We start from the raw sequence: 24,568 nt of genomic DNA, 5'->3' as shown, positions 1-24,568 counted from the left end.
ATTGGGCGGACACCGCGACGGCATCAACCGGTTCAGTCGAGATCGACCACACCGAGTTCGCTGAGTGCGTTCTTCATCATGCCGCGAGCGGCGTCGCTGAGCGTCTCGTGATCCAGTGCATAGCGGATCGTCGCTTCGATGAGCCCGAGATGGGTGCCGCAGTCGAAGCGCGTGCCCTGGAACCGGTAGGCATGCACGGGCTTCTCGGCGAGCAGAGTTGCGATCGCGTCGGTCAGCTGGATCTCGCCGCCTGCACCGGGCGTTGTCCGTTCGAGCAGGTCGAAGATCCGGCCGTCGAGGACATACCGGCCGACCACGGCAAGATTGCTCGGCGCCACCTCGGGCCTGGGCTTTTCGACGATGGCGCGGATCCGTGCCGAACGTCCCGAGAACGCGTCGGTCGCGACGATACCGTAGCTGCCGGTCTGTTCGCGCGGCACGTCCTGGACCGCGATCACACTGGCGCCAGTGGCTTCGGCCGCATCCGCCATCTGTTTCAACGCGCCGTCGCCACGGTTCCAGATCAGGTCGTCCGGCAGCAGCACCGCGAAAGGTTCGTCGCCGACGATGGCCTTGGCGCAGAGCACCGCATGCCCCAGCCCGAGGGCTTCGGCCTGGGTCACGAATACCGCGCGCACATGCGGCGGCAGGATATTCCGGATCAGATCGAGCTGTTCGTATTTGCCTGATTTTTCCAGCTTCTGTTCGAGCTCGTACGCCTTGTCGAAATAATCCGCGACCGCATGCTTGTAGCGGTTGGTCACGAAGATCAGGGTGTCGCAACCGGCCTCGACCGCCTCGTCCACCGCGTACTGGATCAACGGTTTGTCGACGATCGGCAGCATTTCCTTCGGCACCGTCTTGGTCGCCGGCAGGAAACGCGTACCGAGCCCGGCAACCGGGAAAACCGCCTTGCGGATACGGGGAGCGGAACTGTTCGAAGACATCAGGTTCTACGCGCGTTACGGGCCGGAAATGCTACCACCGTCGCTGCGTGCGCATGGGTATCGCCGCCCGCCGCTGCGGGCACGAACTCGGGCACCGCCTCGCGCAGCATGGTCGCCAGCGCGTCCAGATCGTAGCGGATGCTCGCTTCGCGCATGCGTACGAGCGACGCGGCAATGACGTCGACAGGCACCTGCCGGGGCGCCGCCTGCAGGATTTTCGGATGCGAGGTCGGACGATAGCGCTCGTCCGCATGGAACAGGGTCTCGTGCAGTTTTTCGCCCGGGCGCAGACCCGTGTAGACGATCGCGATGTCGCGCCCCGGCTGTTTGCCGGCCAGACGGATCATCTGTTCGGCGAGCAAACGGATCGACACAGGCTCGCCCATGTCGAGCGTGTAGATCGCCTGCTGCGAGCCGATCGCGGAGGCCTGCAGGATCAACTGGCAGGCTTCGGGAATGGTCATGAAGAATCGCGTGACCTCGGCATCGGTCACCGTCACCGGGCCGCCGCTGCGGATCTGCTCGCGGAACAGCGGCACCACGCTTCCGGCGGAATCGAGCACATTGCCGAAACGCACGGTGACGAACCGGGTCGACCTCGGGTCCGCCAGCGACTGGCACAACATCTCCGCCAGACGCTTGGTTGCGCCGAGCACGTTGACCGGATCGACGGCCTTGTCGGTGGAAATCAGTACGAACGTGCCGACGCCTGCCGCGGCACTCTCGCGAGCAACCGTTTCGGTCGCCAGCACGTTGTTGCGTACCGCCTCCCGCAATTGCGCCTCGAGCAAGGGCACCTGTTTATATGCGGCGGCATGGAAGACTGCGTCGGGCTTCACCAGATCCAGCGCGTGGCGCATGACCGCAGGGTCGCCGCAGTCGCCCAGCACCTGCGCCAGTTCGATGCCCGGAAAATCGCGTCGCAGCCGCATCTGGGTCGTGGTCAACGCGAGCTCGTCGATCTCCACCAATGCGATCTTGCTGGCGCCATGTCGGGCGCACTGGCGACAGAGTTCGGAGCCGATCGAGCCACCCGCGCCCGTGACCAGCACACTGCGCCCGCCGAGCCAGTCGCGCATCGCTTTCCAGTCGGGCACCACCGGATCGCGGCCGAGCAGGTCCTCGATCGCGACTTCCTTGAGCTCGCCGGGCAGCGAACGTCCTTCGAGAATGTCATTGAGACGCGGCACCATCCGGAACGGCAGCCCGGTACGTTCGCAGGCTTCGATCACCCGGCGCATGCGTTCCGCATCGACCGAAGGCATCGCGATCACCAGCAGTTTCGCTGCGGTTTCCGGGGCGATATGGATCAGATCGTCGATCCGGCCCAACACCGGGACCCCGTGCAGATGACTGCCGCGCAATTTGCTCGCATCGTCGAGAAAGCCTACCGGCTGGTAGGCGCCGGTGCGGCGCAGATCGCGAACCAGGGCTTCGCCCGCTTGTCCCGCACCAAGAATCAGAACCCGCACTGCCGACTTGTCGCTGTTGATCCGTCCATGGTCTTTCCATGAGCGATACAACAGGCGAGGTGCGCCCAGCATGAGCGTCAACACGAGCGGATACATCACCAGCACCGAGCGCGGCGCCTGGCCCAGCCGGTTGTAGATGAAAAGCACCAACAGAATGGCGAGCAGGCCGAACATGCTCGCTTTGAGGATATTCACGAGATCAGGGACGCTGGCGAACCGCCACACGCCGCGGTACAGACCGACCTGCCAGAACACCAGGCCTTGCGCCACCAATACCAGCAGCATTTCGGTGGACCATACCGAAGGCAGGACGGCGGCACCCTGCATCGCGTAACGGAACTGCACCAGTCCCGTCCAGCACAGCGCGACCATGCACAGATCGTGCAGGACAATCGCGGTCCGCGGCCATGCGCCGGCAAGGCGATCTTTCATGCTGCTCATGCGCCTGTCTCCCTGTTCACGTCATCCGCGGTCGCGTAACGACGCAATCCGTACCAGAACCCACATCCGATCGCCAGACACACCAGAACCACCATCTCCATCCCTCTCGGATTTCTTTTCCAGAGCAGCACCATGCCCACACACATCAGCAACGTCCAAACCGCGTATCCCGCTGTCACCGGCGGATGACGGCCGGTGCAGCGTGCCCAGCGCTGATACGCATGTTCGACGTGCGGCATCCACCAGCGTTCTCCACGCAACATCCGCATGGACAAGGTGAGGCCGGCATCGAGCAGGAACGCACTCAGTGGGAGGAAAACCAGCGGCCAGGCCTGAAGCGGCATGGCATCCAGAGACATTCCCAACATCAGCGCCAACGCAAAGCCCAACGCCCCGCTGCCCACATCCCCAAGAAAAATACTGGCCCGGGGAAAATTGAACGGCAGGAACGCCAAGGTTGACGCGATCAACGCCAACCCGAGATGAATCGCAAGCAAACTGCCTGTCAGGAAAACGAAGGCCGCAGCGGCCAGCACCGCCTGCGTCGCTGCGAGGCCATCGATGCCGTCCATGAAATTCCAGATATTCACCAAGACCAGTGCCGATGCGAATGTCGTGATCGCGACAGCACCGCTGGCACCAGACAGATAGAAGCCGACACCCAACCAACCCGCAGCAACCGCATGCACGGTGAGCCGCAGCCACGGCGACAGCGGACGATGGTCGTCCATCCAACCAATGCCCGCGACCAGCAGCAGGCCGAAACCGGCGCATGCCAACAGAACGATCTCGCGTGGCTCCCTCAGGATCATGGCCACCAATGCGATCAGGAACGCCAGCGCGATCGCGATGCCGCCGCCGCGAGGGGTTGCGACGCGATGACTGCGACGCTCGCCGGGTTGATCGACCAACTGCCGCTGCAGGGCGTAGGCACGTGCCATCCATGTGCCCGCAGCACCGATGGCCGCGAACAGCGCGCACCAGCCGATCAAACCCGCCGACAACGGATCCATTCAGACCACGGCGTAGTTGAGCAACGGCTTCACCGTGCCCCACGCTTTGCAGCTCGGGCATTGCCAGTGATGACTCCGGGCCCCGAAACCGCAACTCTTGCACCGATAGCTGGGATTGCGGACCAGCAGTTGTTCGGTGACATGCTTGAGATCGTGCAGGGTTGCGATGGGGTCGGTGTGGTCGGCAAGACTCAGGTCGATCAATGCCGCCTCGCCCCGCACAGAAGGACGTTCCTTCAGCTGCAACGCCAGATAGTCGCGGGCCGCATGTATGCCCTCCCCCGTTTCGACCAGTCGTGTCAACGCCAGCACCGGCGCGATGCCACGGTAGTGCTCGCACATTTCGGTGAAGAAGTTGCGTGCGCCAGTGGGATCGCCGACGCGCTCATAGCAGACCGACAGCGATGGCAGGATATCGGGCAGGTAATCCGGATCGTGACGGGCGGCGCGCTCGTAAGCACGGATAGCCGCCGGATAATGTGCGGCGTCGTACTCGATCCTGCCTTCGAGCATGCCGGCACGGACGGCATTCGAATCGGCGGCATAGGCGCGCGCGATCGCCGCACGCGCCTGATCGCTGTCGCCGGCGGCGCGATGGCGTTCGGCCAGTTCGCACTCGAACTGCGCGATCAACTTGCCCATCGACTCGCCGGTCACCGCTTCGAAGCGCGATGCCTTGTCGATCGCCTGCTGCCAATCGCGCTCGGCTTGATAGATGTCGATCAGATGACGCAGTGCCTGCGGCGCGCGGTCGTCGAGCTTGGCGAGATCGCTGAACACGGTTTCGGCGCGATCGAGCAGCCCGGATCGCATGTAGTCCTCGCCCAGTGCGAGCAAAGCCTGCACTTTCTGCTGATCGTTCAGATCGGGCCGCTGGACCAGCCCCTGGTGGAGGCGAATGGCGCGATCGACTTCGCCACGGCGGCGGAACAGATGCCCAAGCGCGACTTGAGTCTCGAATGTGTCCTTGTCCAGTTCGGCGACATGCAGGAACAGTTCGATCGCCTTGTCGGGCTGTTCGTTGAGCAGGTAATTGAGGCCGCGAAAGTAGGTGGTCGAAAGCCTGCTGACCTGATGGTCGCTATGGCGTTCACCACCGCGTCGACCGATCACCCATCCGATCACCGCTGCCAGCGGAATCAGCAGAAAGAACCAGAACCATTCGGAGACAAAGGCCATCTCAGGGCTCCGGTGAGGAGAAATCGGGTGTCGACGCGTCCGTCTGGCCGCGCTCCGGTTCGGTCTTCCGCCTGCGCCGCAATTCCCGGCGCAACGGCAGGACCACCGATGCGGTCATCGCCAGGCCGCCCACCAGGACGCCCACCAGCAGCGCGCACAGCAGAATCACGCCCAGCCCGGCACGCAGGTGGACCAGACCCAGATCGACCATCACCGGCGTCGGATTCAAGGCACCCAGAACGACCCCAGCGATCAGGAACAGGAAAGCAGCTAGTGCGCGCAATGGACGCATGGGATGCGGGGGCTCGCCGAAGTGGGACGGAAATCGCAATTGAAACGCCGCCAGTGTATGCCGCCAGACGATCGATGACGATGGATCGAAGCCAACGGAAGCCGGCAGCATCCCGGATCGGCGCCCGAAGAAGGCCATGGCAGGCCTCGAACCGCATCACTGCCTGGTCGGGATCAATCTTCCGACGGCAGTGGGATGACGCCGCTGACCCGGTCACGCAACTCTTTGCCGGGCTTGAAATGCGGCACGTGCTTGCCGGGCAGCGCCACGGCATCTCCCGTCTTCGGGTTGCGGCCCGTGCGGGGTGGGCGGTAATGCAGGGAAAAGCTGCCGAAGCCGCGGATTTCGATCCGCTCGCCTTCGGCCAGCGAGCTACCCATCATTTCCAGCAGCGACTTGACCGCAAGATCGACGTCGTCGGCTTTCAGATGACTCTGACGCTGGGACAGGATCTCGATCAGTTCGGACTTGGTCATGGGCGTTCGCAATCCTTCAAAGGGCCGCAGGAGACAGGTACGGCGGCGACCCGGTTCGATCCGGGCCGCCGCAGACCATGGTGCGGATTACTCGGACCGGCTGTCCAACTGCTCGCGCAACAAAGCGCCGAGCTTGGTGGTGCCGCTCGCGGCATCGGAGGAGACCTTGTTGTACTCGGCCATCGCTTCCTGGGTCTCGGCTTCGTCCTTCGCCTTGATCGACAACTGCAGGGTGCGACCCTTGCGGTCCATGCCGATCAGCTTGGCTTCGATCTTGTCGCCGACCTTCAGATGCTGGCTGGCGTCGTCGACGCGGTCGTAGCTGATGTCGCGCGCGCCGACATAACCTTCGATGCCGTCGCCCAGATCGATCATGGCACCCTTCGCGTCGACTTCCTTCACCGTACCGGTGATCTTCGTACCCTTCGGATTGGTCGCCATGAACTGGCCGAACGGATCCTGTTCAAGCTGCTTCACGCCGAGGCTGATGCGCTCACGCTCCGGATCGACCGCGAGCACGACGGCTTCGAGGTTGTCGCCCTTCTTGAAGTTGCGGACCACGTCTTCGCCGGTGGTGTTCCAGCTCAGATCCGAGAGGTGGATCAGGCCGTCGATGCCACCATCCAGACCGATGAAGATGCCGAAATCGGTGATCGACTTGATCTGGCCCGACACCTTGTCGTTCTTCTTGTGGATCGCGGCGAAGGTTTCCCACGGATTCGAGGAGCACTGCTTCATGCCCAGCGAAATGCGGCGACGCTCTTCATCCACGTCGAGGATCATGACTTCGACTTCATCGCCGACCTGCACGACCTTGGACGGGTTGACGTTCTTGTTGGTCCAATCCATTTCGGACACGTGGACCAGGCCTTCGACGCCCGGCTCGATCTCGACGAACGCGCCGTAATCGGTGACGTTGGAGACCTTGCCGAACATGCGCATGTTCGACGGATAACGGCGGGCGATGTTGTCCCACGGATCCTCGCCCAGCTGCTTCAGGCCGAGGCTGACGCGATTGCGCTCGCGATCGTACTTGAGCACGCGGACTTCGAGTTCCTGGCCGACTTCGACCACTTCGGACGGATGGCGCACGCGCTTCCAGGCCATGTCGGTGATGTGCAGCAGGCCGTCGATGCCGCCGAGGTCCACGAACGCGCCGTAATCGGTGAGGTTCTTGACCACGCCCTTGAGCTTGGCGCCCTCGACCAGCTTCTCGAGCAACTGCTCGCGCTCTTCCGAATGCTCGCTCTCGACCACGGCGCGCCGGGAAACGACCACGTTGTTGCGTTTGCGGTCCAGCTTGATGAGCTTGAATTCGAGCTCCTTGCCTTCCAGATACACGGGGTCGCGCACCGGACGCACATCGACCAGCGAGCCGGGCAGGAATGCGCGGACATCCTTGATGTCGACGGTGAAACCGCCCTTGACCTTGCCGCTGATGCGGCCGGTGATGGTTTCGTTCTTTTCCAGCGCTTCTTCCAACTCGTCCCACACCATCGCGCGCTTGGCTTTGTCGCGGGAGAGGACGGTTTCGCCGAAGCCGTTTTCGAGGGAGTCCAGCGCCACCTTCACGGTGTCGCCGACTGCGACGTCGATCTCGCCGGCGTCGTTACGGAACTGTTCGATCGGGACAATGCCCTCGGACTTGAGGCCGGCGTTGATGACCACCACGTCGGTGCGGACATCGACGACGGTGCCGATCACGATGGAGCCGGGCTTGAGCTTGGACAGATTGGCTGCCGCGCTCTGTTCGAACAGTTCTGCGAATGATTCGGTCATGGATTGATTGCTCTGTAGATGACATAGACCGGAGCGCATGCGCGTCGAACGAATCCGCCGAACGCCATGTCGAGCACCGGTCCACCCGTAGGGGCCTGGGCGGGATTGCCTGTGGCCGTAAGAGTGAGAAGTGAAAAAACCGCCGCCCGATGCGTGCGCACCGGATACGTCGGACCTTGGGCCTGCCGCATGAAACCTCTCGTTCGGGTCGCCGAAACGACCCCCGCGCGTCAGGTCACGAGTGCCAACACGCGTTCGACGACCGTGTCGATGCCAAGGCCGGTGGTGTCGATGCAAACGGCGTCGTCGGCCGGTCGCAAGGGCGCCACCGCGCGATTGGCATCGCGGGCGTCGCGGGCGAGGATTTCCCGCAGCAGGTCGTCGAAGATAACGGAAACCCCCTTGTCTTTCAACTGCTTATAGCGCCTTTCGGCCCGCTCATCGGGGCTGGCGGTCAAAAACACCTTGAAGGCAGCATCGGGGAAGATCACCGTACCCATATCGCGGCCGTCGGCAACCAGTCCCGGCGGGCGTCGAAATGCGCGCTGCCGCTCCTTCAATGCCGACCGGACTTCGGGCACTGCGGCAATGGCCGACGCCGCCGCACCGGCGGTTTCGGTACGCAGTTCGTCGGTGGCGTCGACCCCGTTCACGATCACCCGCAGCTCGCCGTCGGCGGCTTCCTCGAAACGGATCTGGGCATCGAAAGCACAGCGGACCAAGGCTGCCGGGTCGGCGAGATCAAGACCTGCCCAACTGGCCGCGACGCCGACACCGCGATACAGAGCGCCCGAATCCAGGTAGTGCCAACCCAACCGGGACGCGATCAGCCGGCTGATCGTGCCCTTGCCGGATCCAGACGGGCCATCGATGGTCAGGACAGCGACAGCACGGTTGTCCGTACTTGGCGTCGGGACGGCAGGATCGGGCATGTCGGGTCTCGGCGAAGGTTGCGGGACGGCCATTGTAGCCGGCACCCTTGTCCTGCGACCGGGGCCTTGCGGATGCAACCACTTGAATCACCTGCGAAATGTCGGCAGAATAGGCGGCTGCGTCACCTTTCGCGTCATTCCCATTCACCCAACTGCGTTATCGCCGAGGTTCCACATGAAGGTCTTGTCCTCCCTGAAGTCGGCGAAGGCCCGTCACCGCGACTGCAAAGTCGTCCGCCGCCGTGGCAAGGTCTTCGTGATCTGCAAGTCGAATCCCCGCTTCAAGGCGCGTCAGCGCTGATCCAGCGGTTTTCGATCAGGCGTCGAGATATCGCGCCTCGATCGCAGTTCCGGACAAAGGCCGCTTCTCGCGGCCTTTGTCGCGTCTGGGCACCGGCCCGGGATGATCGCGCGCTTCGTGGCGATGCGCTTACAATCGACCGGACCGCGTGGGCGCCCGCCTCCGCATGCCATCCGCATTCCGCTTGAGGAGATTCCCCCATGCGCCATCTCTCCATTGCCATCCTCGCCGCCGCGCTGCTCGTGGCCGCCCCACAGGCTTTCGCCGAGACGCTATTGATCGAGCGCGTGAACGGAGAGGCTGGCATGACACTCCCGGCACGCGGCATGCGCATGGCCGATGTCGAACGCAAATTCGGTGCGCCCGCACAGCGTCTCGCACCACGCGGCGGTCAAAGCCGCAAGTGGCCGACGATCAACCGCTGGACCTATTCGAACTTCGTCGTCTATTTCGAGAAGGATCGCGTGATCGATGCCGTCGCCATCCGTGCCGGCGCCAACGAAGTCGGACCGAAACCGCCGATCCGCTGACGATGATTGGAACGTATCGTTTTCCTGCGGAATGGGAACCACAATCCGCAGTATTGATCGCTTGGCCTCACGACGGCACCGACTGGGCCCTGCGTCTGGTCGATGTCGAGGAAACCTATATCGCCCTCGTTGCGGCGATTACCGCATTCCAGACGGCGGTGATCTGCATCGCCGACGATGACCTGCAGATTTACGCCGAGGCCCGACTGCGCTCGGCGCGCGTCGATATGAATCGCGTGCGATTCATCACCGTCGAATACGACGATACCTGGCTGCGCGACTCGGGGCCGGTGACTTTGCGTTCGAGCGAATCCCGATCCTTCCGGTTGCTCGATTTCCGCTTCACCGGCTGGGGCGGCAAATTCGAAGCCGGCCGCGACGATCGTTTGATCGAAGCGCTGGTCTCGCAAGGCGTCTTCGCCGATGCGCAACGTCATGAGATCGACTTCGCGCTCGAAGGCGGCGCCATCGAAACCGACGGCGCCGGCACCCTGCTCACGACCTGGCGCTGCCTGCACGAACGTCATCCGGATGCTTCGCGCGAAGCGTTGACCACGCGATTGTCCGGCTGGCTCGCCCAGGACCGTGTGCTTTGGCTCGACCACGGCTATCTGGAAGGCGACGACACCGACGCGCATATCGACACCCTCGCCCGCTTCGCTGCGGAGGACGTCATCGTCTACCAGGCTTGCGATGATGTCACCGACACCCATTACCCCGAGCTGCAGGCGATGGCCGCCGAGCTGGCCTCGCTGCGCACGCGCGACGGCACGCCGTATCGATTGTTCGCACTGCCCTGGCCGAAACCCGTCTTCGACGAGGGGCGTCGCTTGGCCGCGAGTTACGCCAATTTCCTGATCATCAACGCTGCGGTACTCATCCCGTCCTACGGCGATGTCGCGGATGCGCGCGCGCAGGAAGCGATGGCCGAAGCCTTCCCCGGTCGTGCGATCGTGCCGGTGCCCTGCCGGCCGCTGATCTGGCAGAACGGCAGTCTGCATTGCCTGACCATGCAATTACCCGAGGGGCTCATCGCATGAGCAAGCGCACCCATGTGCCGGTCGCACTGATCCAGGAACAGGCGGTCATCGATCAGGGCGATGGCAACGCCGAGGCGAATCTGTCGGCGATCGAGGCTCGCGTCGGCGAAGCTGCGAAGCGCGGCGCGAAGCTCGTGCTGTTGCAGGAGCTGCACAACGGCGCGTACTTCTGTCAGCACGAGTCCGTCGACGAATTCGATCTCGCCGAAACGATTCCCGGCCCCAGTACCGAGCGTCTTGCCGCGCTGGCGAAACTCCATGGGGTGGTGCTGGTGAGTTCGCTGTTCGAACGCCGCGCCGCCGGGCTGTACCACAACACCGCGGTGGTGTTCGACGCCGACGGCAGCACCGCCGGCAAGTACCGCAAGATGCATATCCCGGACGATCCGGGCTTCTACGAAAAGTTCTACTTCACGCCCGGCGATCTCGGCTTCACGCCGATCGACACCTCGGTCGGCCGGCTTGGCGTGCTCGTGTGCTGGGACCAGTGGTATCCGGAAGCGGCGCGGCTCATGGCGCTCGCAGGCGCGGAACTGTTGCTGTATCCAACAGCCATCGGCTGGGACCCCAGCGACGAACAGGCGGAAAAGGATCGCCAGCGCAATGCATGGCTCCTCAGCCATCGCGGTCATGCGGTCGCCAACGGGATACCGGTACTGTCGTGCAATCGCGTCGGTCATGAGCCTTCTCCACTCGGCACCGCCGGCATCGATTTCTGGGGCAGCAGCCATATCCTCGGCCCGCAGGGCGAGTTCCTCGCCGAAGCCGGTACCGAAGCGACGATCCTGATGGCCGAGCTCGACATGGCCCGAAGCGAACACGTGCGCCGGATCTGGCCGTTCCTGCGCGACCGCCGTATCGACGCCTACGGCGATCTGCTGAAGCGTTATCGCGACTGATCGATGTCGTTGCTCGAAACGCAGGCACACCCGGCGCCGGAAGCGCCGGTTCTTTCCTCCCCACATCCGGATGACGATGAGCGACCACACCACCGACGTTTCCCCCGCCGCAGAGGATCCCGTCGACGTTGGCCCACTCCATGGTCAACCCCATGCGATCGTCGAGCGCGACGGCATCCGCTACACCCTTCTGGGCACGGCTCACGTATCGAAAACCAGCGTCGACGTGGTGCGGGCGGCGATCGCAACCGGCGACTACGACACCATCGCGGTTGAACTCGACCCACAGCGCGCACAGGCGCTGACCGATCCCGATGCGCTCGCGAAACTTGACCTGGTGAAAGTGCTGCGCGAAGGCAAGACCGCGGTATTCGCCGCGAATCTCGCGCTGGCCGCCTACCAGCGGCGACTCGCGGAACAGTTGGGCATCGAGCCCGGCGCCGAACTCAAGGCCGCTGTGCTCGACGCGCGGGAACGCGGGCTGGCGCTGGAATTGATCGATCGCGATGTCGGTTTGACCTTCAGGCGCGCGATGCAGCGCCTGGGCTGGTGGGGGCGCGCGAAAGTCTCCGTCGGGCTGATGGCCTCGCTGTTCGGCAACGAGGAAGTCTCGGACGAACAGATCGAAGGCTTAAAGGAAGGCGACATGCTGGAGGCGAGCTTCAGCGAATTCGCCGCCGACAGTCCGGCGCTCTACGACACCGTCATCGCCGAACGCGATGCCTACATGGCCGCGCGTCTGCGCGAAATACAGACGCAGGACAGCGGCCGTGAAGTGCTGGCGGTGGTCGGTGCCGGACATCTGCAGGGGCTGGCCAAGCATCTGCGTGAAGACACCGAGTCGCCCGGATCGATCCGCACGGGCCTCGAGTACGTGCACAAAAAGAGCAGGATCCCGTGGTTCAAGATCGCGTTGACCTGCCTGATCGTGGGCGGCATCGGCTTCGGTTTCTGGCACGGCGGTTTCGAGATGGGCGCCGAACTGCTGAAACAGTGGGTGATGTTCACGTCCTCGCTCGCGGCGCTGGGTTGCCTGATCGCGGGCGGACATCCGCTCAGCATCCTGACCGCCGCCCTGCTGGCACCGCTCAAGCCCTTTCGCATGGGCGTGCCCACCGGCACCTTCAGCGCGCTGGTCGAAGCCCGCATCCGCAAACCCACCTATGCCGACTTCCTGGGATTGCGCGACGATGTGCAGACCCTGCGCGGCTGGTATCGCAACCGGGTCTCGCGCACGCTGCTGAACTTCCTGCTCACCAACTTCGGAAGCATGGCCGGCATCTGGATCGGTGGCGCAAGAATCCTCGGCAAGTTGATGTCTTGAAACAACCCGCGAGGCCCAGCCTCGCGGATCATCATTCGGCGTTGATCGCGACAACCGCCGCTGCCGGCACGCCCTGCTTGCCCTTCGCCCGCAGGATCGTGCGCGCGGTGGCGGCGCGCATATCGTCGAGAATCGCGTAGATGGTCGGCAGGAACAGCAGACTGACGATCGTCGAGAACGCCAGGCCTCCGGCGATGGCGCGGGCCATCGGGAAGTACGACGGTCCGTCGCCGCCCATCTGCGTGTTGCCCATCGCGATCGGCACCATCGCCAGGATCGCCGTGCCCATCGTCATCAGGATCGGGCGCAGGCGCTCGCGACTGCCTTCGACCAGCGCATCGGTGCGCGACATGCCGCGTCGTCGCAGGTTGTTGATGTGCTCGATCATCACGATCCCGTTGTTCACCACCACGCCCATCAGCACCAGGATGCCGATGAAGGCCATGATGTTGAACTCCGTGCCGGTCAGCCAGAACAACCAGAACACGCCGAACACCGAAAACAGCACGCCGGACATGATGGCTGCCGGAAACATCAGAGACTCGAAGACCGCCGCCATCACCACATAGATCATCACCAGTGCGATGATCAGGTTGAACATCATCTGCTGCATCGCTTCGCCGTCGTCGAAGCCGTTGCTCTGATCGAAGGTGAAGCTGTAGCCCGCCGGAAACGAGATTTTCTTCAACGTTTCTTCGATGGACTTGCGTGCTTCCTCCGGCGTCACTTTATCGACCAGGTTCGCCTGGATCGTCAATGCGGTCTGCCGGTTGGCGCGCGTGATCTCGGTGGCGGCAGGCTTCACGGTGACATCGACCATCGCCAGCAGCGGAACCATCCGGCCATCCGGCGAGCGCACCGTGAAGGCCGCAACATCGGCGACGCCGTACTTCTCGGCCCCGGCGAAGCGTACCCATACGGGCACTTCGTTCTCGCCGCGCTTGAATTCGCGCAGCGGGGCGCCACGCAGGGCAAGACCGACGAAGCGCGAAACGTCCTCCGCACTGAAGCCGAAAGCCGCCGCCCGCTCGCGGTCGACGCGCATCGACAATTCACTGTTCTGGTCGCCGGAATCGATGCGTACGTCGCGCAACCCCGGAGTCCTGGCGAGAATCGGAATCACGTCATCCGCGAGCTCGCGCAACGCCTGGGTCGAATCGCCGACCAGACGCACCTGCAGACTCTCCGCGTTGGGACCGCCACCACCACCGCCCGGACCGTCGTTGTTGCCGATCCCGATCGTCGCGCGCGCGGATTTCGGCAGCTCCTTGCTCAGGGTATCGATCAATGGTTTGAGCCGTTCGGCCTTTTCCGTGTCGAACGTGATCTTGGTCGATGCACCACCATCCTCGCTGTACCACGAGTACAACTGTTCGATGTGGAAACGCTTGCGGTTGGCGTTGAGGAAATTCTCGACCGTGAGCACTTCGTCCGACATCTGTTCCTTGGTGAAGCTGCCCTTGAACTGATAGTAGACATTGGCCTCGCCGCCCTCATCGCCGCCGAACATGTTGACCTTTGTCATCTTCATCGGAATCAGGCTGACGAGGATGATCAGCACGATGCCGAGGATGCTCTTGCCGCGATGCTCCAGCGACCAACGCAACAGCTGCGCATAGCGGTGCTGCAGGCGCGGAATGATGCCGCTCGCGCTGCGCACCACCGGAGGCGTCTTCATCCGCGCCGATGCCATCGGGATCAGGCTCACCGCGACCAGCCAGGAGGCCAGCAGCGAGACGGAAATGGTGATCGCGATCTGCGACATGTAGATGCTGATGAAATTGCTTTCGCCGAACAGATTCGGCAGGAAAACGATGCAATGGCAGAGCGTGCCGGCCGAAAGCGCGATGGCGACGTGCCGCGTGCCCAGAATCGATGCGAGGCGCGGATTGCCGGGATTCTTTTCGCGCTCCTGATAGATGCTCTCGACCACCACGACCGCATTGTCGACCAGCATGCCGATCGCCAGCAGCAGCCCCATCATCGACAGGATGTTGAGCGTGACTCCGGAGAAATACATGAAGCCGAGGGTGATCACGAAGCAGATCGGGATCGCCAACGTGACCATCAGGGTCGATGCCCAGTGCCGCAGGAAAAAGTACAGCACGGCGATCGACAGCAGCAATCCGATCAGGCCGGCTTCGGCCAGTTCAAGCAGAGACGTGGTGACATTGTCGCCCTGGTTGTCGATGACCTTGATCTGCACATCCTGCAGCGCCGGCTCCTTGCGGATGTTCTCCACTTCGTTGAGCGCGTTGCGCGACACCTCGACGAGGTTGGCGTTGCGCTCCTTGAACACGTCGATGCCGACTGCGGGCCTGCCGTCGAGACGGCGGCCGTAGTTCATCCGCGACGGTTTGAAGCGGACATCGGCGATGTCGCGCAGGCGCGTGCCCTTTCCGTCGACCACCAGGTTGCGCAGTTGATCGAGATCGCCGAGCTCTCCGACCGGCTGCACGCGCATGCGTTGGCCACCGTCATTGATCTGCCCTGCGGAAACGGAGAAATTGACCGCCTGCAGACGCATGTTCAGGTCATTGATACCGACGCCGTGCGCAGTGAGCCGGTCCGGGTCGACGGCGATCTCCACTTCGTTCGGTGGCGCCCCTGAAATCTCGACGCGTGCGACACCGGGAATGCGTTCGAGCCTGCGCTTGAACTCGCGCTCGATCATGTCGTAGGCGCCGGTCAGATCGCTCTGCGCCGCCAGGCGCACCCGCAGCACGGGCTGATCGGTGGTCGAAAATTTCATCACGAAATAGCGCTGCAGATCGTCCGGCAGGTCGTCGCGGATCGCGTCGATCCGCTCGCGCGCCTCGGACGCGGCGATCGCCACATCCCGGTCCCAGTCCGAGAATTGCAGGAACACATTGGCTCCGTCGGCACGCGCCGACGAATCCATGCGTTTGACGCCGGACATCGTCGAAATCGCTTCTTCGACCGGACGCAGCACCGTGCGCTCGACCTCCTCCGGCGTCGAGCCGGAATACGGCATCTGCACGAAGATGAAAGGCGGCGACACTTCCGGAAACGCCTCCAGCGGCAGCCTCAGTGCGGCGATCAGGCCGATCACGAACAGCGACACGAACAGCATCACTGCCGTGACCGGTCGACGGATGCTGAGTTCCGCGATGCTCATGCCGTGCCCTCGCCCGGAACCGTACCGGCCTCATGATCGATGGCATCGGCTGCTTCCAGCGCCTCGCGACGCGCACGGCGGCCACGTTCGAGGTAGTAACCGTCGGTCCGGCGATCGAGCAGATCGTAGACCACCGGAATCACCACCAGCGTCAGCAGCGTCGACACCAGCAGGCCACCGATCACCGTGATCGCCATCGGCGAGCGCACTTCCGCACCTTCGCCGAAGGCCAGCGCCAGCGGCAGGAAGCCGAACAGCGTGCACAGCGTGGTCATGATGATCGGGCGCAGGCGCGAGCGTGCGCCCTCGACCAGCGCATCGCGCTTGGCGACGCCTTCCTCGCGCAACTGGTTGACCTTGTCGATCAGGATGATCGCGTTCTTGGTCACCAGACCGACCAGCAGGATCAGACCGATGAACACCACGACCGAAACGGTTGAACCGGTCAGCAACAAGGCCAGCACCGCGCCGACCATCGCCAGCGGGATGGTGAACAGGATGACGAACGGATGCAGCAACGATTCGAACTGGGAGGCCATCACCAGGTAGACGAGAAACACCGCCAGTGCGAAAGCGAAGATCAGCGAATTGATCGACTCTTTCAGCTCTTCGCCCTGGCCGCCGATGTGCATGCGCACGTCCGCATCCAGTGGCTTCGCCGCGACCATCTGATCGACTTCGCGAACCGCGGCGCCGAGGTCGATATCGCGCAGGTTGGACGACACGATCGCCACGCGCACCTGATCGGCGCGATGGATCTCGCTGGGGCCGGTGGTGGCGACCACTTCGGCCACCGCGTCGAGGGTCACCGGGCGATCGCTGCCCGGATTGACGATGAGACGCTTGATGTCTTCCAGCGATGACCGATCCGATTCCCGGGCGCGTACCAGCACGTCGATCTTGCGATCGCGAAAACTGTAACGCGTGGCCACTTCACCGCGCACTTTCTGCACCACCGCGTCGGCGATCTGTCGCGTGCTGAGGCCGAGCGCACCGGCGCGATCCTGGTCGAAGCGGATCTGGATCTCCGGGAAGCCCTGCTCCACCGTCGACTTGACGTCGGCATAGTGCGGATTGGCGCGCAACATCGCCGCCATCTGCTGGCCCGCGCGTTCGATCGACGCCAGATCCTGTCCGCGCAATTCGATCTCCAGCGGCGTCGAAAAACTGAACAGCTCGGGGCGGGCGAAATCGACCTGGGCTTCCGGAGTCTCCTCCATCGTCTTGCGCAGGCGATCGGTTTGCGCCGCTTCGATGTCCTTGCTGCCGCCATCGGCCATCACCACCGTCAGCTTGCCGATGTTCTCGCCGCTCTCGGTCGGGTTGGCGTCCAGCCGCGTGCCGCTGCCGCTGACGCCGAACATCGTGCGGATACCATCGTCCTTGCTGTGCTTGAGCTGCAAATCGCGGACCAATGCGTCGGTCGCGCGCAGCGGCGTGCCGGGCGGCAGTTTGACCGTCATTTCGAAACGGTCCTGGGCCAACTGCGGAATCAGGTCCGCGCCCAGCATCGGCACCAGCGCCAGCGTCCCGGCGAACGCGATGGCCGCTGCGGACAGCACCAGCGCCGGCCGGGTCAGCGCTGCGGGCAGCAGGCGCAGATAGCCGCGTTCGGCGCGCGAGTACGGCGCCATCGCCAGATCGCTGAGCTTGCGCATGACCGGCCCGACAATCTTGGACGCGAGACGCCAGGCCGCAATCACGAATCGCGCCAGCCCATAACAAATCGGCGCGCCATACAAGGACAAGAACAGAAAGATCATCCACATCGGGAAGACGACAATCCTGAGAGCCAACAGAACAAGCCACAACATCCATCTTGCTGCAGCGGACCATGTCAATCCGAGCGGCCAAACGAACAACAAATTCATATTCCTGACCGACAGCAGACTGCCGAGCAGGAACATGATCGGAAAGGCTGCGATGGTCAACAACCAACGGATGGCCACGGGCATCTGCAGCCCGAGCGGTAGCTTCACCAGCGATAGGACATCGCGATGCGCAGCCGCGATCTCCTCGTTTTGCGGATGCGCCGGCTCGTCGGCATAACCCGATGCCGGGCGCCCTTTCAGTGCGCTGAGCATCGGAATCAACGTCATCGACACCACCAGCGAGATGGCAATCGCGATCGCGACGGTCAGTGCCTGGTCCCGGAACAACTGGCCGGCGATGCCCTGTACGAACACCAGCGGCAGGAACACCGCGATCGTGGTCAGGGTCGACGCGACGACCGCCATGCTGACTTCGCGGGTGCCCTGGATCGAGGCTTCGAGAATGCCGAGGCCGCGCTCCCGCGCCTTGGCGATGCTTTCAAGCACCACGATCGAGTCGTCGACCACCAGACCGGTCGCCAACGCCAATCCTCCCAGCGACATCACATTGAGGCTGAGGTCGAACTGGCCCATGAAGAAGAAGGTCGCGATGATCGAGACCGGCAACGACAGCGAGATCACGAACGTGCTCCAGCCGTCGCGCAGGAACAGGAAGATGATGAGGATCGCGAGCAGGCCGCCGATCACCGCATCCTTCTTGACGTCGCTGATCGCATTGCGGATGAACTGCGACTGGTCGTCGATGGTCGTCAGCTCGACATCGTCGGGGATCTGGTCCTCGATCCGCTTGAGCTGCGCGGCGATCGCGTCGGCGGTGGCGACGGTGTTGGCGTCGCCTTCCTTGTAGATCGCCAGTTCGACCGCTTCCTTGCCGGCCAGACGGATGATCGCTTCGCGCTCCTTGTAGCCCTGACGCACATCGGCGACATCCTTCAACCGCACCGGCATGCCGCCGGCCACTGCCGAAGACGATCCGGAACTCGAACTCTGCACCGATGCAGCGGCGGCCATCGAGGCCGCATCGCCGCTGGCGGCGGCGACGCGGGCCATCTGCTGCGCCGCGCTGTCGGCTGCGCTGTTGCCGCCGGACTGCGTGGTAACCAGCATCTCGCGCATTTCGGCGACGCTGGCGAACTGGTTGACGGTTCGCACAAGATAACGCTGGGAGCCTTCTTCAAGGCGACCGCCGGAGATATTGATGTTTTCCTGCTGCAGGCGACTCACGACCGTCGCGATCGGCAGGTTGAGCTGGGCGAGTCTCTGCTGGTCGATATCGACCTGGATCTCGTCCTCCAGGCCGCCGCCGACCTTGACCGCCGCCACGCCGTCGACCGGTTCGAGTTTCTTCTTCAGATCATCGTCTGCGTAACGACGCAGATCGGTCAACCGACGGATCGCATCGGCCTCGTCCCCAGCGACCTTCGGCGACAGCGCGAGGCGCAGGATCGGCTCGGTCGACGGATTGAAGCGCAGCAGCACGGGCTTTTTGGCTTCCAGCGGCAACTGCACGACTTCCATCTTGTCGCGCACTTCCAGGCTGGCCTGGTCCATGTCGGTGCCCCATGCGAACTCGAGCACGACATCGCTCTGGCCGGTCCGCGAGACCGACTTCAGCTTGCGCAGCCCCTTGACCACGCCCACGGCTTCTTCCACCGGCTCGCTGATCAGGGTTTCGATTTCGGAGGGCGCCGCGCCGGTGTATTCGGTGCGTACCGTGAGCGTCGGATAGCTCAAGTCCGGCAACAGGTTGACTTTGAGGTCTCCGAGCGCGATCACGCCGAACAGCACCAGCGTGATGGTCATCATCGCAATGGTGACGCGACGCCGGGTCGAGAACTCGACAAGATTGAACGGGCCCGTCGAGCCGTGCACTGCGTTGTCCTTGCTCACGTGGCCCCCAGGCTCAGTTCTGCTTTGCCGCAGTTGCTGCGACCGCCGGCTTCGCGCCGGGCGCGCCGAGCACCTGGACCAACGTGCCGTCGCGCAGCGCGGTCTTGCCCGCGACCACGACCTGGGCGCCTTCGGCCAATCCCGAACGGATTTCCGCCCATTGCCCGTCGATATAGCCCAGTTTGACCGGCACGCGCGCGGCCTTGCCGCTCTTCACCGCAAATACCGCCGGGTCGCCCTCATCGTCGAGCAGCGCGACGCGCGGCACGACCAGCGCATCGGCGCGTTGGTCGTAGTCGATCTTGATCCGGCCGAACATGCCCGGCTGCAGCAAGCCGCCGCTTTCGAACGCGCAGATCACCCGGAACGTACCGCTGCCGGAATCGATCACCGGCGCGACGCGATCGACGCGACCCTGGAACGGGCGCCCGGGCAAGGCATCGACCTGGAGTTGCACGGGCAAACCGGCCTTGAGCGTGGCCAATTCGCGCTCGGGGACATTGAGCGTCGCTTCCAGTCGCGAGGTGTCGACGATGCGGAAAATCGGCGTGTTGATCTGGACGAAGTTGCCGGCCTTGATCGAACGCTCGGCGATCACACCTGAAATCGGCGCGGTCACGTTGGCGTAGGACATTTCGAGATTCGCGAGCCGGTTCACCGCACGCGCGTTCTCGAGGTCGAACTTGAGCTGATCGAGATCGTTGGCGCTGACGAGCTGCTGCTTCGACAGTTGCAGCGAACGGTGGTAGTTGGCCTCGAGCTTGCGCATCTGCGCCGCGCTCTGCGCCGCCTGCAGTGCGGCACGGTCGGAGTCGAGCCGGATCAGCACCTGCCCCGCCCGCACCTGCTGGCCCACTTCGACCAGCACCTGCAGCGCGACGCCGGATGTCTTGGCGACGACCTGCGACTCGCCCCGGGCTTCCAGAGGCGCGGTGCCGGTGTAACTGGCGGCGATCGCCCGGCGCGAGACTCGGGCTACTTCCACAGGTACGGCGTCCTGGGCCTTCTTCTCCTCCGCCTCGGCTTTGGCTTTGTCGGCATCGCCGTCAGCGCCGGATTTACAGGCCGTCAGGGCCAGGCAGCTGACCAGGATCGCAATGCCGAAAACACGGGCATGGGCGATCTTGCTGACCGGTGGACGCGATGAGGGATCAGCAGGCATTGTGGGCATCGTCGGGATGGTTGTGAGGTGTTGTATCAAGGTATATCACCCTTCAGCGACCAGCATCGGCCAGAGGTCATGGTGACCCGTGTCATGCGCGCGAGTCCAACGGCATCGGCGGCGCGCACCATGATGCCCGGCCGACCGCCCGTCCCGGGCGAGACCGCGACAAAGGACATGACACGCTTTGGGCGCACGCTATACTGTTCGGATTGCACGCTCGCGACGGTGCTCGGTGTGGACCTCAAACGACATGCCAAGCAGTGCGAAGCCTGTGCCCCGATCCGTAGTCAAGCCCGACACCACTGCCCTGACATGACGCCAGACATGATCCGATCGCCGAATCGTTTTCCGCTGCTCGCCGGCTGCCTTTTTCTCTTCGCCTCGCTCGCAGCGCATGCGCAGACTCCCGCTACCGGCTCTCCCGAGAGAGGCAAGCAACTGACCTACACCTGTCAGGGTTGCCACGGCGTCACCGGCTACAAGAATGCCTACCCGAACTACCAGGTCCCGAAAATCACCGGGCAGACGCCCGAGTATCTGGTCAATGCGCTGACCGCCTACAAGCAGGGTGGACGCAAGCACCCGACCATGCAGGCGCAGGGGCAGAGCTTTTCCGAGCAGGACATCGCCGACATTGCCGCCTACCTTTCGAGTCTGAAGAAGTGAGCGCCGCCCGCATGACGAAACGCCCCCTTGCGATCGCCTTAACCCTGGCCATCGGCCTTGTCCTTGCTGCCTGCTCGAAAACCGAAGCACCGGCGGCAGGAGGCGAGGCCCACGAGGCTGCACACAAACATATCGGTGCCTACGATGGCGACGGGGCCCGCGGCGCACTGATCGCGGTCGACAAGACATTGAGCACGACCGGCCAGGCGTGTGTCGACTGCCACGGCGCTGGTGGTGCCAAACCGATCGATGCGACCTATCCGGTCCTTGCCGGTCAATACCAGGACTACCTCTTCCATACGATCCAGCAGTATCGCGACGGTGGTCGTGACCATGCGTTGATGTCCGTCCAGATCAAGGGTGCGGCCGAGGCCGGCAAGCTCGACGATCAGGGGATCGCCGACCTCGCCGCATACTTCGCTTCGCAGGCAGGTCCGCTGGGCGATCTGCACAACCGCTGACCACGTTGAAGCCGTGCGTTCCAAATCGAAAGGGAGCCGAGAGGCTCCCTTTTACGTAGGCACGCGATTATTTTTTCAGGCTGTCCTTGTCTTCCTGAAGCTCCGGTTTGAACGGCACATCCGGCGGTGGACGCGCGATGGCTTCCTGATCCTGCAGGTTGGGGTCGTAGAGCGAGCAGCCGCCACCCGCCTGCAGCAGCGACACCGTGCATTCGATCCGCTTGGTGGTGCCAGGGATCCGGATCGCCACTTTCTTGATCCCGCGGCTCACCCATTCTTCCAGCAGCGAACGGTTGGGCACCCAGAAACGGTCGAAACGCGTGGGCGTGTAGTCGAATGGCGGGCGCTTCAGCCATGTGCCCATGCGATCGATCTTCTCGAAGTCCTCGATGACCGTACCCGGCGGCAACCCGCCGCCCGCGCGACCGCCATCGCCGGGCAGGCGGACGGTGCCATCGCTGTTGAACAGGCCCGGATTGCGGCCGGCGGTACTGTTGCCGGGTACATTGCGATTGGAGTCGCCCCAGTCATCGCTGCGGGTCGGGCTGGCGGCAGTGCCCGGGCGCGGCGATGGCGATGGCCCCGCACCCGACGGCGCGACGCTGGCCGGACGCCCGGTGCCCTGCGCCTGCGGTCTACCACCCGCCGCTGGAACGCTTGCCGTGGCCGTGGATGGCGAACGCCCCGCTGCTGCGGTGTTTGCCGGCGCAGAAGGCGCAGGCGTCGGCGAAGCCGCAGCGGTTGGCGCGGCCGTCGGCGCCGGGCGGGCCCGCACCTGGATTTCACTCGGTGTGGCCCGCAGCGTGGGCTCGCGCAATTGCGGCGCGCGTACTGGCGTCTGCGGCAATGCGCGCACCTCGACTTGCGGCAGCGGCTGCCGCACTTCGATCTCCGCGATTCCAGTACGCAGCGTGGGCACGGTCGGCGTGGGCGACTGTGGCGTCGGACGTTCGAGCACACGCACCGAAGGACGTGGCTCGAAGGTTTCGACCTTGGCGATCTCGGTGGTCAGTTCCGGAGTCGCAATCTCCAGCTGCGGCAGCGACAGATCGCGCGGAACCGGCGCCGGCAGGGTGAAATCGATATCGGGCTGGGCGGTTTCGGTCACCACCAGGGATTGGGCGCTGACCGCCTGTGCTGGCTGCGGTGGTTGATCGTTGCTGTTTTCCTGCCGGGCGGACGAGGAGGCTGTCGGCGGCGGCGAGGCGGCGGCCGTCCGTGATGGCGCCCCCGCACTTGCCGCAGCAGGCGCATCCGTCTCGCCGGGCGCCGGTGCAGCACCCGTCTCGGCGGGTGTGCCTGTCCCGATGTATTCGACCTGTACCGATTCGCCCGCTTCGCGCGCCTCTGGCGGGGCGTCGCCGATCGCCACGTAGCCCACCCAAAGCAGCATCAGCGCGAAGAACAGGTGCAGCAGGCCCGAAGTCACGACGGCGATGCGCCGAACGCCACGCTGATCGCGCGGCGCCGGATCCCATTGCTGACGGGCAAGACTCGCGAACGCCTTCCAACGGCCCAGTTCGACGCTCGCAGCAGGCGCTCTGCCCGGAGCTCTGGTCAGCAGAACATTGAGGTAATCGACCACCGGTGCGCCCATGACGGCACCGGGGCGCTCGTTCATCGCCAGGAACCAGGCCCGCCAGGTCGGCGGAAACGTGCCGAACGGACGATCCGTATGCAATGGCCAACGACGCCCGTCACGAGCGTGAAGGGTCTCGATCAGTTCCGCGGCGGAAAACACGCGGCGCAGCCGGTCAGTTCGACGAACGCGCGATGTAGGGTGCCGTTCCGCTGGCGTGGTCGGTCGCGTCGCGTACTGCGGTCACGCCCGGCACTTTCTCCATCAGGGTTTTCTCGATCCCCTGCTTCAAAGTCACATCGGCCATCCCACAGCCGTGGCAACCACCGCCGAAGTTGAGCAGGACCACGCCATCGGCGGTGATTTCCTGGACCGAAACATGCCCTTTGTGCTGGGCGAGTTGCGGATTGATCTCGTGTTCGACCAGCCAGCGCACGCGTTCCACCAGCGATGCCGATTCGGTGGGCACCTCACCCTTGATCTTCGGCGCCCGGATCTGCAACTGCCCGCCGGTGGCCTGCGTCGTGTAATCGATCTCGGCACCATCGAGATACTGCACGCTGCCTGCATCCAACCACAGCGTGAAACCCTCGCAATCCACCGCCCATTCGTCGCCCTGCAGGTCATGAGGCTCGGCGAACTCAAGACGCACGTCCGCACGCGGCGTGCCGGGATGCATGGCGCTCAAGCGTACGCCAAGCCCCGGCAGGGCCTCGCGTTCGATCAAACGGCGGAAATGCGACTGGGCGGATTCGGAAATCTGGATCATCGGGCTATTCTAGCGGCCCCATCCGCTCGTGCTCGTCGGCCTTTCGTTACGCTGGCGGAACAGCGTTCAGCTTGGCCCGATCCCACCCAGGAGTTTTGCCGTGTCCGACCTCATTCCACTGGCCCAGGCCCACTGCATCCCGCGTCGGGGCCATGAGCATCGCCTGCCGCCCGCCCAGATCGCCGAGCTGATGCCGCAACTGCCCGGCTGGACACTGGCCGAGAACGGGCATGCGCTTGTGAAGACCTACACCTTCCCGGATTACTACCGCACGATGTCGTTCGTCAATGCGCTGGTGCATATCGCCCACCGCGAGGACCACCACCCCGACCTCGGCGTGCACTTCGATCGCTGCGAAGTACGCTTCTCGACCCACGATGTCGGCGGCCTCAGCGAAAACGACTTCATCTGCGCGGCGAAAGCCGACGCACTGATCCATTGA

At 63.9% G+C, this 24,568-nt stretch carries 20 protein-coding genes and 2 pseudogenes; 8 read left to right on the top strand and 14 right to left on the bottom strand.

All coding sequences use genetic code 11. The features are described from left to right. Positions 1-32 precede the first annotated feature (32 nt). The 8 genes from galU to HOP03_16320 all read right to left on the bottom strand — a co-directional run bounded on the left by galU (position 33) and on the right by HOP03_16320 (position 8,531). On the bottom strand, positions 33-947 hold the full coding sequence (galU, locus tag HOP03_16355; protein NOT89729.1) for a UTP--glucose-1-phosphate uridylyltransferase GalU: 915 nt from the start codon (positions 945-947) through the stop codon (positions 33-35). Continuing rightward, positions 947-2,860, bottom strand: coding sequence for a polysaccharide biosynthesis protein (locus HOP03_16350; GenBank protein NOT89728.1), 1,914 nt, complete (start codon positions 2,858-2,860; stop codon positions 947-949). The genes galU and HOP03_16350 overlap by 1 nt, the downstream gene beginning before the upstream one ends. Further along, entirely contained in the window at positions 2,857-3,873 is a 1,017-nt protein-coding gene (locus HOP03_16345) for a glycosyltransferase family 4 protein (GenBank protein ID NOT89727.1), read from the bottom strand. The genes HOP03_16350 and HOP03_16345 overlap by 4 nt, the downstream gene beginning before the upstream one ends. Beyond that, positions 3,874-5,052, bottom strand: a complete 1,179-nt coding sequence (gene lapB / locus HOP03_16340; protein NOT89726.1) for a lipopolysaccharide assembly protein LapB — start codon at positions 5,050-5,052, stop codon at positions 3,874-3,876. Position 5,053: 1 nt separating this feature from the next. Beyond that, positions 5,054-5,482 (bottom strand): DUF1049 domain-containing protein, encoded by a 429-nt coding sequence (locus HOP03_16335; GenBank protein NOT89725.1) that lies wholly within the window; start codon positions 5,480-5,482, stop codon positions 5,054-5,056. 35 nt (positions 5,483-5,517) lie between these two features. Further along, the gene (locus HOP03_16330) at positions 5,518-5,820 is read right to left on the bottom strand and encodes an integration host factor subunit beta (GenBank protein ID NOT89724.1); all 303 of its coding nucleotides are present in this window, start codon (positions 5,818-5,820) and stop codon (positions 5,518-5,520) included. Between the two features lie 87 nt (positions 5,821-5,907). Beyond that, positions 5,908-7,638 carry a 30S ribosomal protein S1 gene (gene rpsA / locus HOP03_16325; GenBank protein ID NOT89723.1) on the bottom strand — a complete coding sequence of 577 codons (1,731 nt, stop codon included), beginning with the start codon at positions 7,636-7,638 and terminating at the stop codon, positions 5,908-5,910. Positions 7,639-7,829: 191 nt separating this feature from the next. Further along, positions 7,830-8,531 (bottom strand): (d)CMP kinase, encoded by a 702-nt coding sequence (locus HOP03_16320; GenBank protein NOT89722.1) that lies wholly within the window; start codon positions 8,529-8,531, stop codon positions 7,830-7,832. A 175-nt stretch (positions 8,532-8,706) separates the two neighbouring features. Here HOP03_16320 and rpmJ point away from each other — a divergent pair, with 175 nt between their 5' ends. From rpmJ to HOP03_16295, 5 genes are all read left to right on the top strand, one after another. Further along, entirely contained in the window at positions 8,707-8,832 is a 126-nt protein-coding gene (rpmJ, locus tag HOP03_16315) for a 50S ribosomal protein L36 (protein ID NOT89721.1), read from the top strand. Positions 8,833-9,032: 200 nt separating this feature from the next. Then, on the top strand, positions 9,033-9,362 hold the full coding sequence (locus HOP03_16310) for a hypothetical protein (GenBank protein NOT89720.1): 330 nt from the start codon (positions 9,033-9,035) through the stop codon (positions 9,360-9,362). Positions 9,363-9,364: 2 nt separating this feature from the next. Beyond that, positions 9,365-10,402, top strand: a complete 1,038-nt coding sequence (locus HOP03_16305; GenBank protein NOT89719.1) for an agmatine deiminase family protein — start codon at positions 9,365-9,367, stop codon at positions 10,400-10,402. Further along, a complete protein-coding gene (locus tag HOP03_16300; GenBank protein NOT89718.1) occupies positions 10,399-11,301 on the top strand; it encodes a carbon-nitrogen hydrolase in 903 nt (300 codons plus the stop codon). The genes HOP03_16305 and HOP03_16300 overlap by 4 nt, the downstream gene beginning before the upstream one ends. Before the next feature lie 76 nt (positions 11,302-11,377). Next, on the top strand, positions 11,378-12,625 hold the full coding sequence (locus HOP03_16295; protein NOT89717.1) for a TraB/GumN family protein: 1,248 nt from the start codon (positions 11,378-11,380) through the stop codon (positions 12,623-12,625). A gap of 31 nt (positions 12,626-12,656) precedes the next feature. Here HOP03_16295 and HOP03_16290 read toward each other — a convergent pair whose 3' ends face one another. From HOP03_16290 to HOP03_16275, 4 genes and pseudogenes are all read right to left on the bottom strand, one after another. After that, complete coding sequence (locus tag HOP03_16290) at positions 12,657-15,764, bottom strand: efflux RND transporter permease subunit (GenBank protein NOT89716.1); 3,108 nt, start codon at positions 15,762-15,764, stop codon at positions 12,657-12,659. Further along, positions 15,761-17,566 (bottom strand): annotated as a pseudogene (locus tag HOP03_16285) (efflux RND transporter permease subunit). The gene HOP03_16290 and the pseudogene HOP03_16285 overlap by 4 nt, the downstream one beginning before the upstream one ends. A 255-nt stretch (positions 17,567-17,821) precedes the next feature. Beyond that, positions 17,822-19,402 (bottom strand): annotated as a pseudogene (locus HOP03_16280) (efflux RND transporter permease subunit). 97 nt (positions 19,403-19,499) lie between these two features. After that, on the bottom strand, positions 19,500-20,648 hold the full coding sequence (locus tag HOP03_16275) for an efflux RND transporter periplasmic adaptor subunit (GenBank protein ID NOT89715.1): 1,149 nt from the start codon (positions 20,646-20,648) through the stop codon (positions 19,500-19,502). Positions 20,649-20,963: 315 nt separating this feature from the next. Here HOP03_16275 and HOP03_16270 point away from each other — a divergent pair, with 315 nt between their 5' ends. Together HOP03_16270 and HOP03_16265 are read left to right on the top strand one after the other, a co-directional pair. Further along, a complete protein-coding gene (locus tag HOP03_16270) occupies positions 20,964-21,317 on the top strand; it encodes a cytochrome c (GenBank protein NOT89714.1) in 354 nt (117 codons plus the stop codon). Between the two features lie 11 nt (positions 21,318-21,328). Then, entirely contained in the window at positions 21,329-21,778 is a 450-nt protein-coding gene (locus tag HOP03_16265) for a c-type cytochrome (protein ID NOT89713.1), read from the top strand. Positions 21,779-21,845: 67 nt separating this feature from the next. Here the strand turns inward: HOP03_16265 and HOP03_16260 are convergent, their stop codons facing one another. Both HOP03_16260 and HOP03_16255 read right to left on the bottom strand, forming a co-directional pair. Continuing rightward, positions 21,846-23,399 (bottom strand): hypothetical protein, encoded by a 1,554-nt coding sequence (locus tag HOP03_16260; protein NOT89712.1) that lies wholly within the window; start codon positions 23,397-23,399, stop codon positions 21,846-21,848. Positions 23,400-23,532: 133 nt separating this feature from the next. Beyond that, a complete protein-coding gene (locus HOP03_16255; GenBank protein NOT89711.1) occupies positions 23,533-24,126 on the bottom strand; it encodes an NfuA family Fe-S biogenesis protein in 594 nt (197 codons plus the stop codon). A gap of 100 nt (positions 24,127-24,226) precedes the next feature. On the opposite strand from HOP03_16255, the gene HOP03_16250 reads away from it, so the two are divergent. Next, entirely contained in the window at positions 24,227-24,568 is a 342-nt protein-coding gene (locus HOP03_16250) for a 4a-hydroxytetrahydrobiopterin dehydratase (GenBank protein NOT89710.1), read from the top strand.

It is taken from the genome of Lysobacter sp. (assembly GCA_013141175.1).
Classification (GTDB): domain Bacteria; phylum Pseudomonadota; class Gammaproteobacteria; order Xanthomonadales; family Xanthomonadaceae; genus Lysobacter_I.
This window is presented reverse-complemented; position numbering and strand designations above follow the sequence as displayed.

Excerpts from the sequence above, each read along its gene's own strand:
- HOP03_16275 (NOT89715.1), bottom strand. The coding sequence starts at position 20,648 with ATGCCTGCTGATCCCTCATCGCGTCCACCGGTCAGCAAGATCGCCCAT.
- rpsA (NOT89723.1), bottom strand. The coding sequence starts at position 7,638 with ATGCGCTCCGGTCTATGTCATCTACAGAGCAATCAATCCATGACCGAA.
- rpmJ (NOT89721.1), top strand. The coding sequence starts at position 8,707 with ATGAAGGTCTTGTCCTCCCTGAAGTCGGCGAAGGCCCGTCACCGCGAC.
- HOP03_16330 (NOT89724.1), bottom strand. The coding sequence starts at position 5,820 with ATGACCAAGTCCGAACTGATCGAGATCCTGTCCCAGCGTCAGAGTCAT.
- HOP03_16265 (NOT89713.1), top strand. The coding sequence starts at position 21,329 with ATGACGAAACGCCCCCTTGCGATCGCCTTAACCCTGGCCATCGGCCTT.
- HOP03_16350 (NOT89728.1), bottom strand. The coding sequence starts at position 2,860 with ATGAGCAGCATGAAAGATCGCCTTGCCGGCGCATGGCCGCGGACCGCG.
- HOP03_16300 (NOT89718.1), top strand. The coding sequence starts at position 10,399 with ATGAGCAAGCGCACCCATGTGCCGGTCGCACTGATCCAGGAACAGGCG.
- lapB (NOT89726.1), bottom strand. The coding sequence starts at position 5,052 with ATGGCCTTTGTCTCCGAATGGTTCTGGTTCTTTCTGCTGATTCCGCTG.
- HOP03_16345 (NOT89727.1), bottom strand. The coding sequence starts at position 3,873 with ATGGATCCGTTGTCGGCGGGTTTGATCGGCTGGTGCGCGCTGTTCGCG.
- HOP03_16270 (NOT89714.1), top strand. The coding sequence starts at position 20,964 with ATGACGCCAGACATGATCCGATCGCCGAATCGTTTTCCGCTGCTCGCC.
- HOP03_16295 (NOT89717.1), top strand. The coding sequence starts at position 11,378 with ATGAGCGACCACACCACCGACGTTTCCCCCGCCGCAGAGGATCCCGTC.
- HOP03_16290 (NOT89716.1), bottom strand. The coding sequence starts at position 15,764 with ATGAGCATCGCGGAACTCAGCATCCGTCGACCGGTCACGGCAGTGATG.
- HOP03_16310 (NOT89720.1), top strand. The coding sequence starts at position 9,033 with ATGCGCCATCTCTCCATTGCCATCCTCGCCGCCGCGCTGCTCGTGGCC.
- HOP03_16305 (NOT89719.1), top strand. The coding sequence starts at position 9,365 with ATGATTGGAACGTATCGTTTTCCTGCGGAATGGGAACCACAATCCGCA.
- HOP03_16260 (NOT89712.1), bottom strand. The coding sequence starts at position 23,399 with ATGAACGAGCGCCCCGGTGCCGTCATGGGCGCACCGGTGGTCGATTAC.
- HOP03_16335 (NOT89725.1), bottom strand. The coding sequence starts at position 5,482 with ATGGCCTTCTTCGGGCGCCGATCCGGGATGCTGCCGGCTTCCGTTGGC.
- HOP03_16255 (NOT89711.1), bottom strand. The coding sequence starts at position 24,126 with ATGATCCAGATTTCCGAATCCGCCCAGTCGCATTTCCGCCGTTTGATC.
- HOP03_16320 (NOT89722.1), bottom strand. The coding sequence starts at position 8,531 with ATGCCCGATCCTGCCGTCCCGACGCCAAGTACGGACAACCGTGCTGTC.
- galU (NOT89729.1), bottom strand. The coding sequence starts at position 947 with ATGTCTTCGAACAGTTCCGCTCCCCGTATCCGCAAGGCGGTTTTCCCG.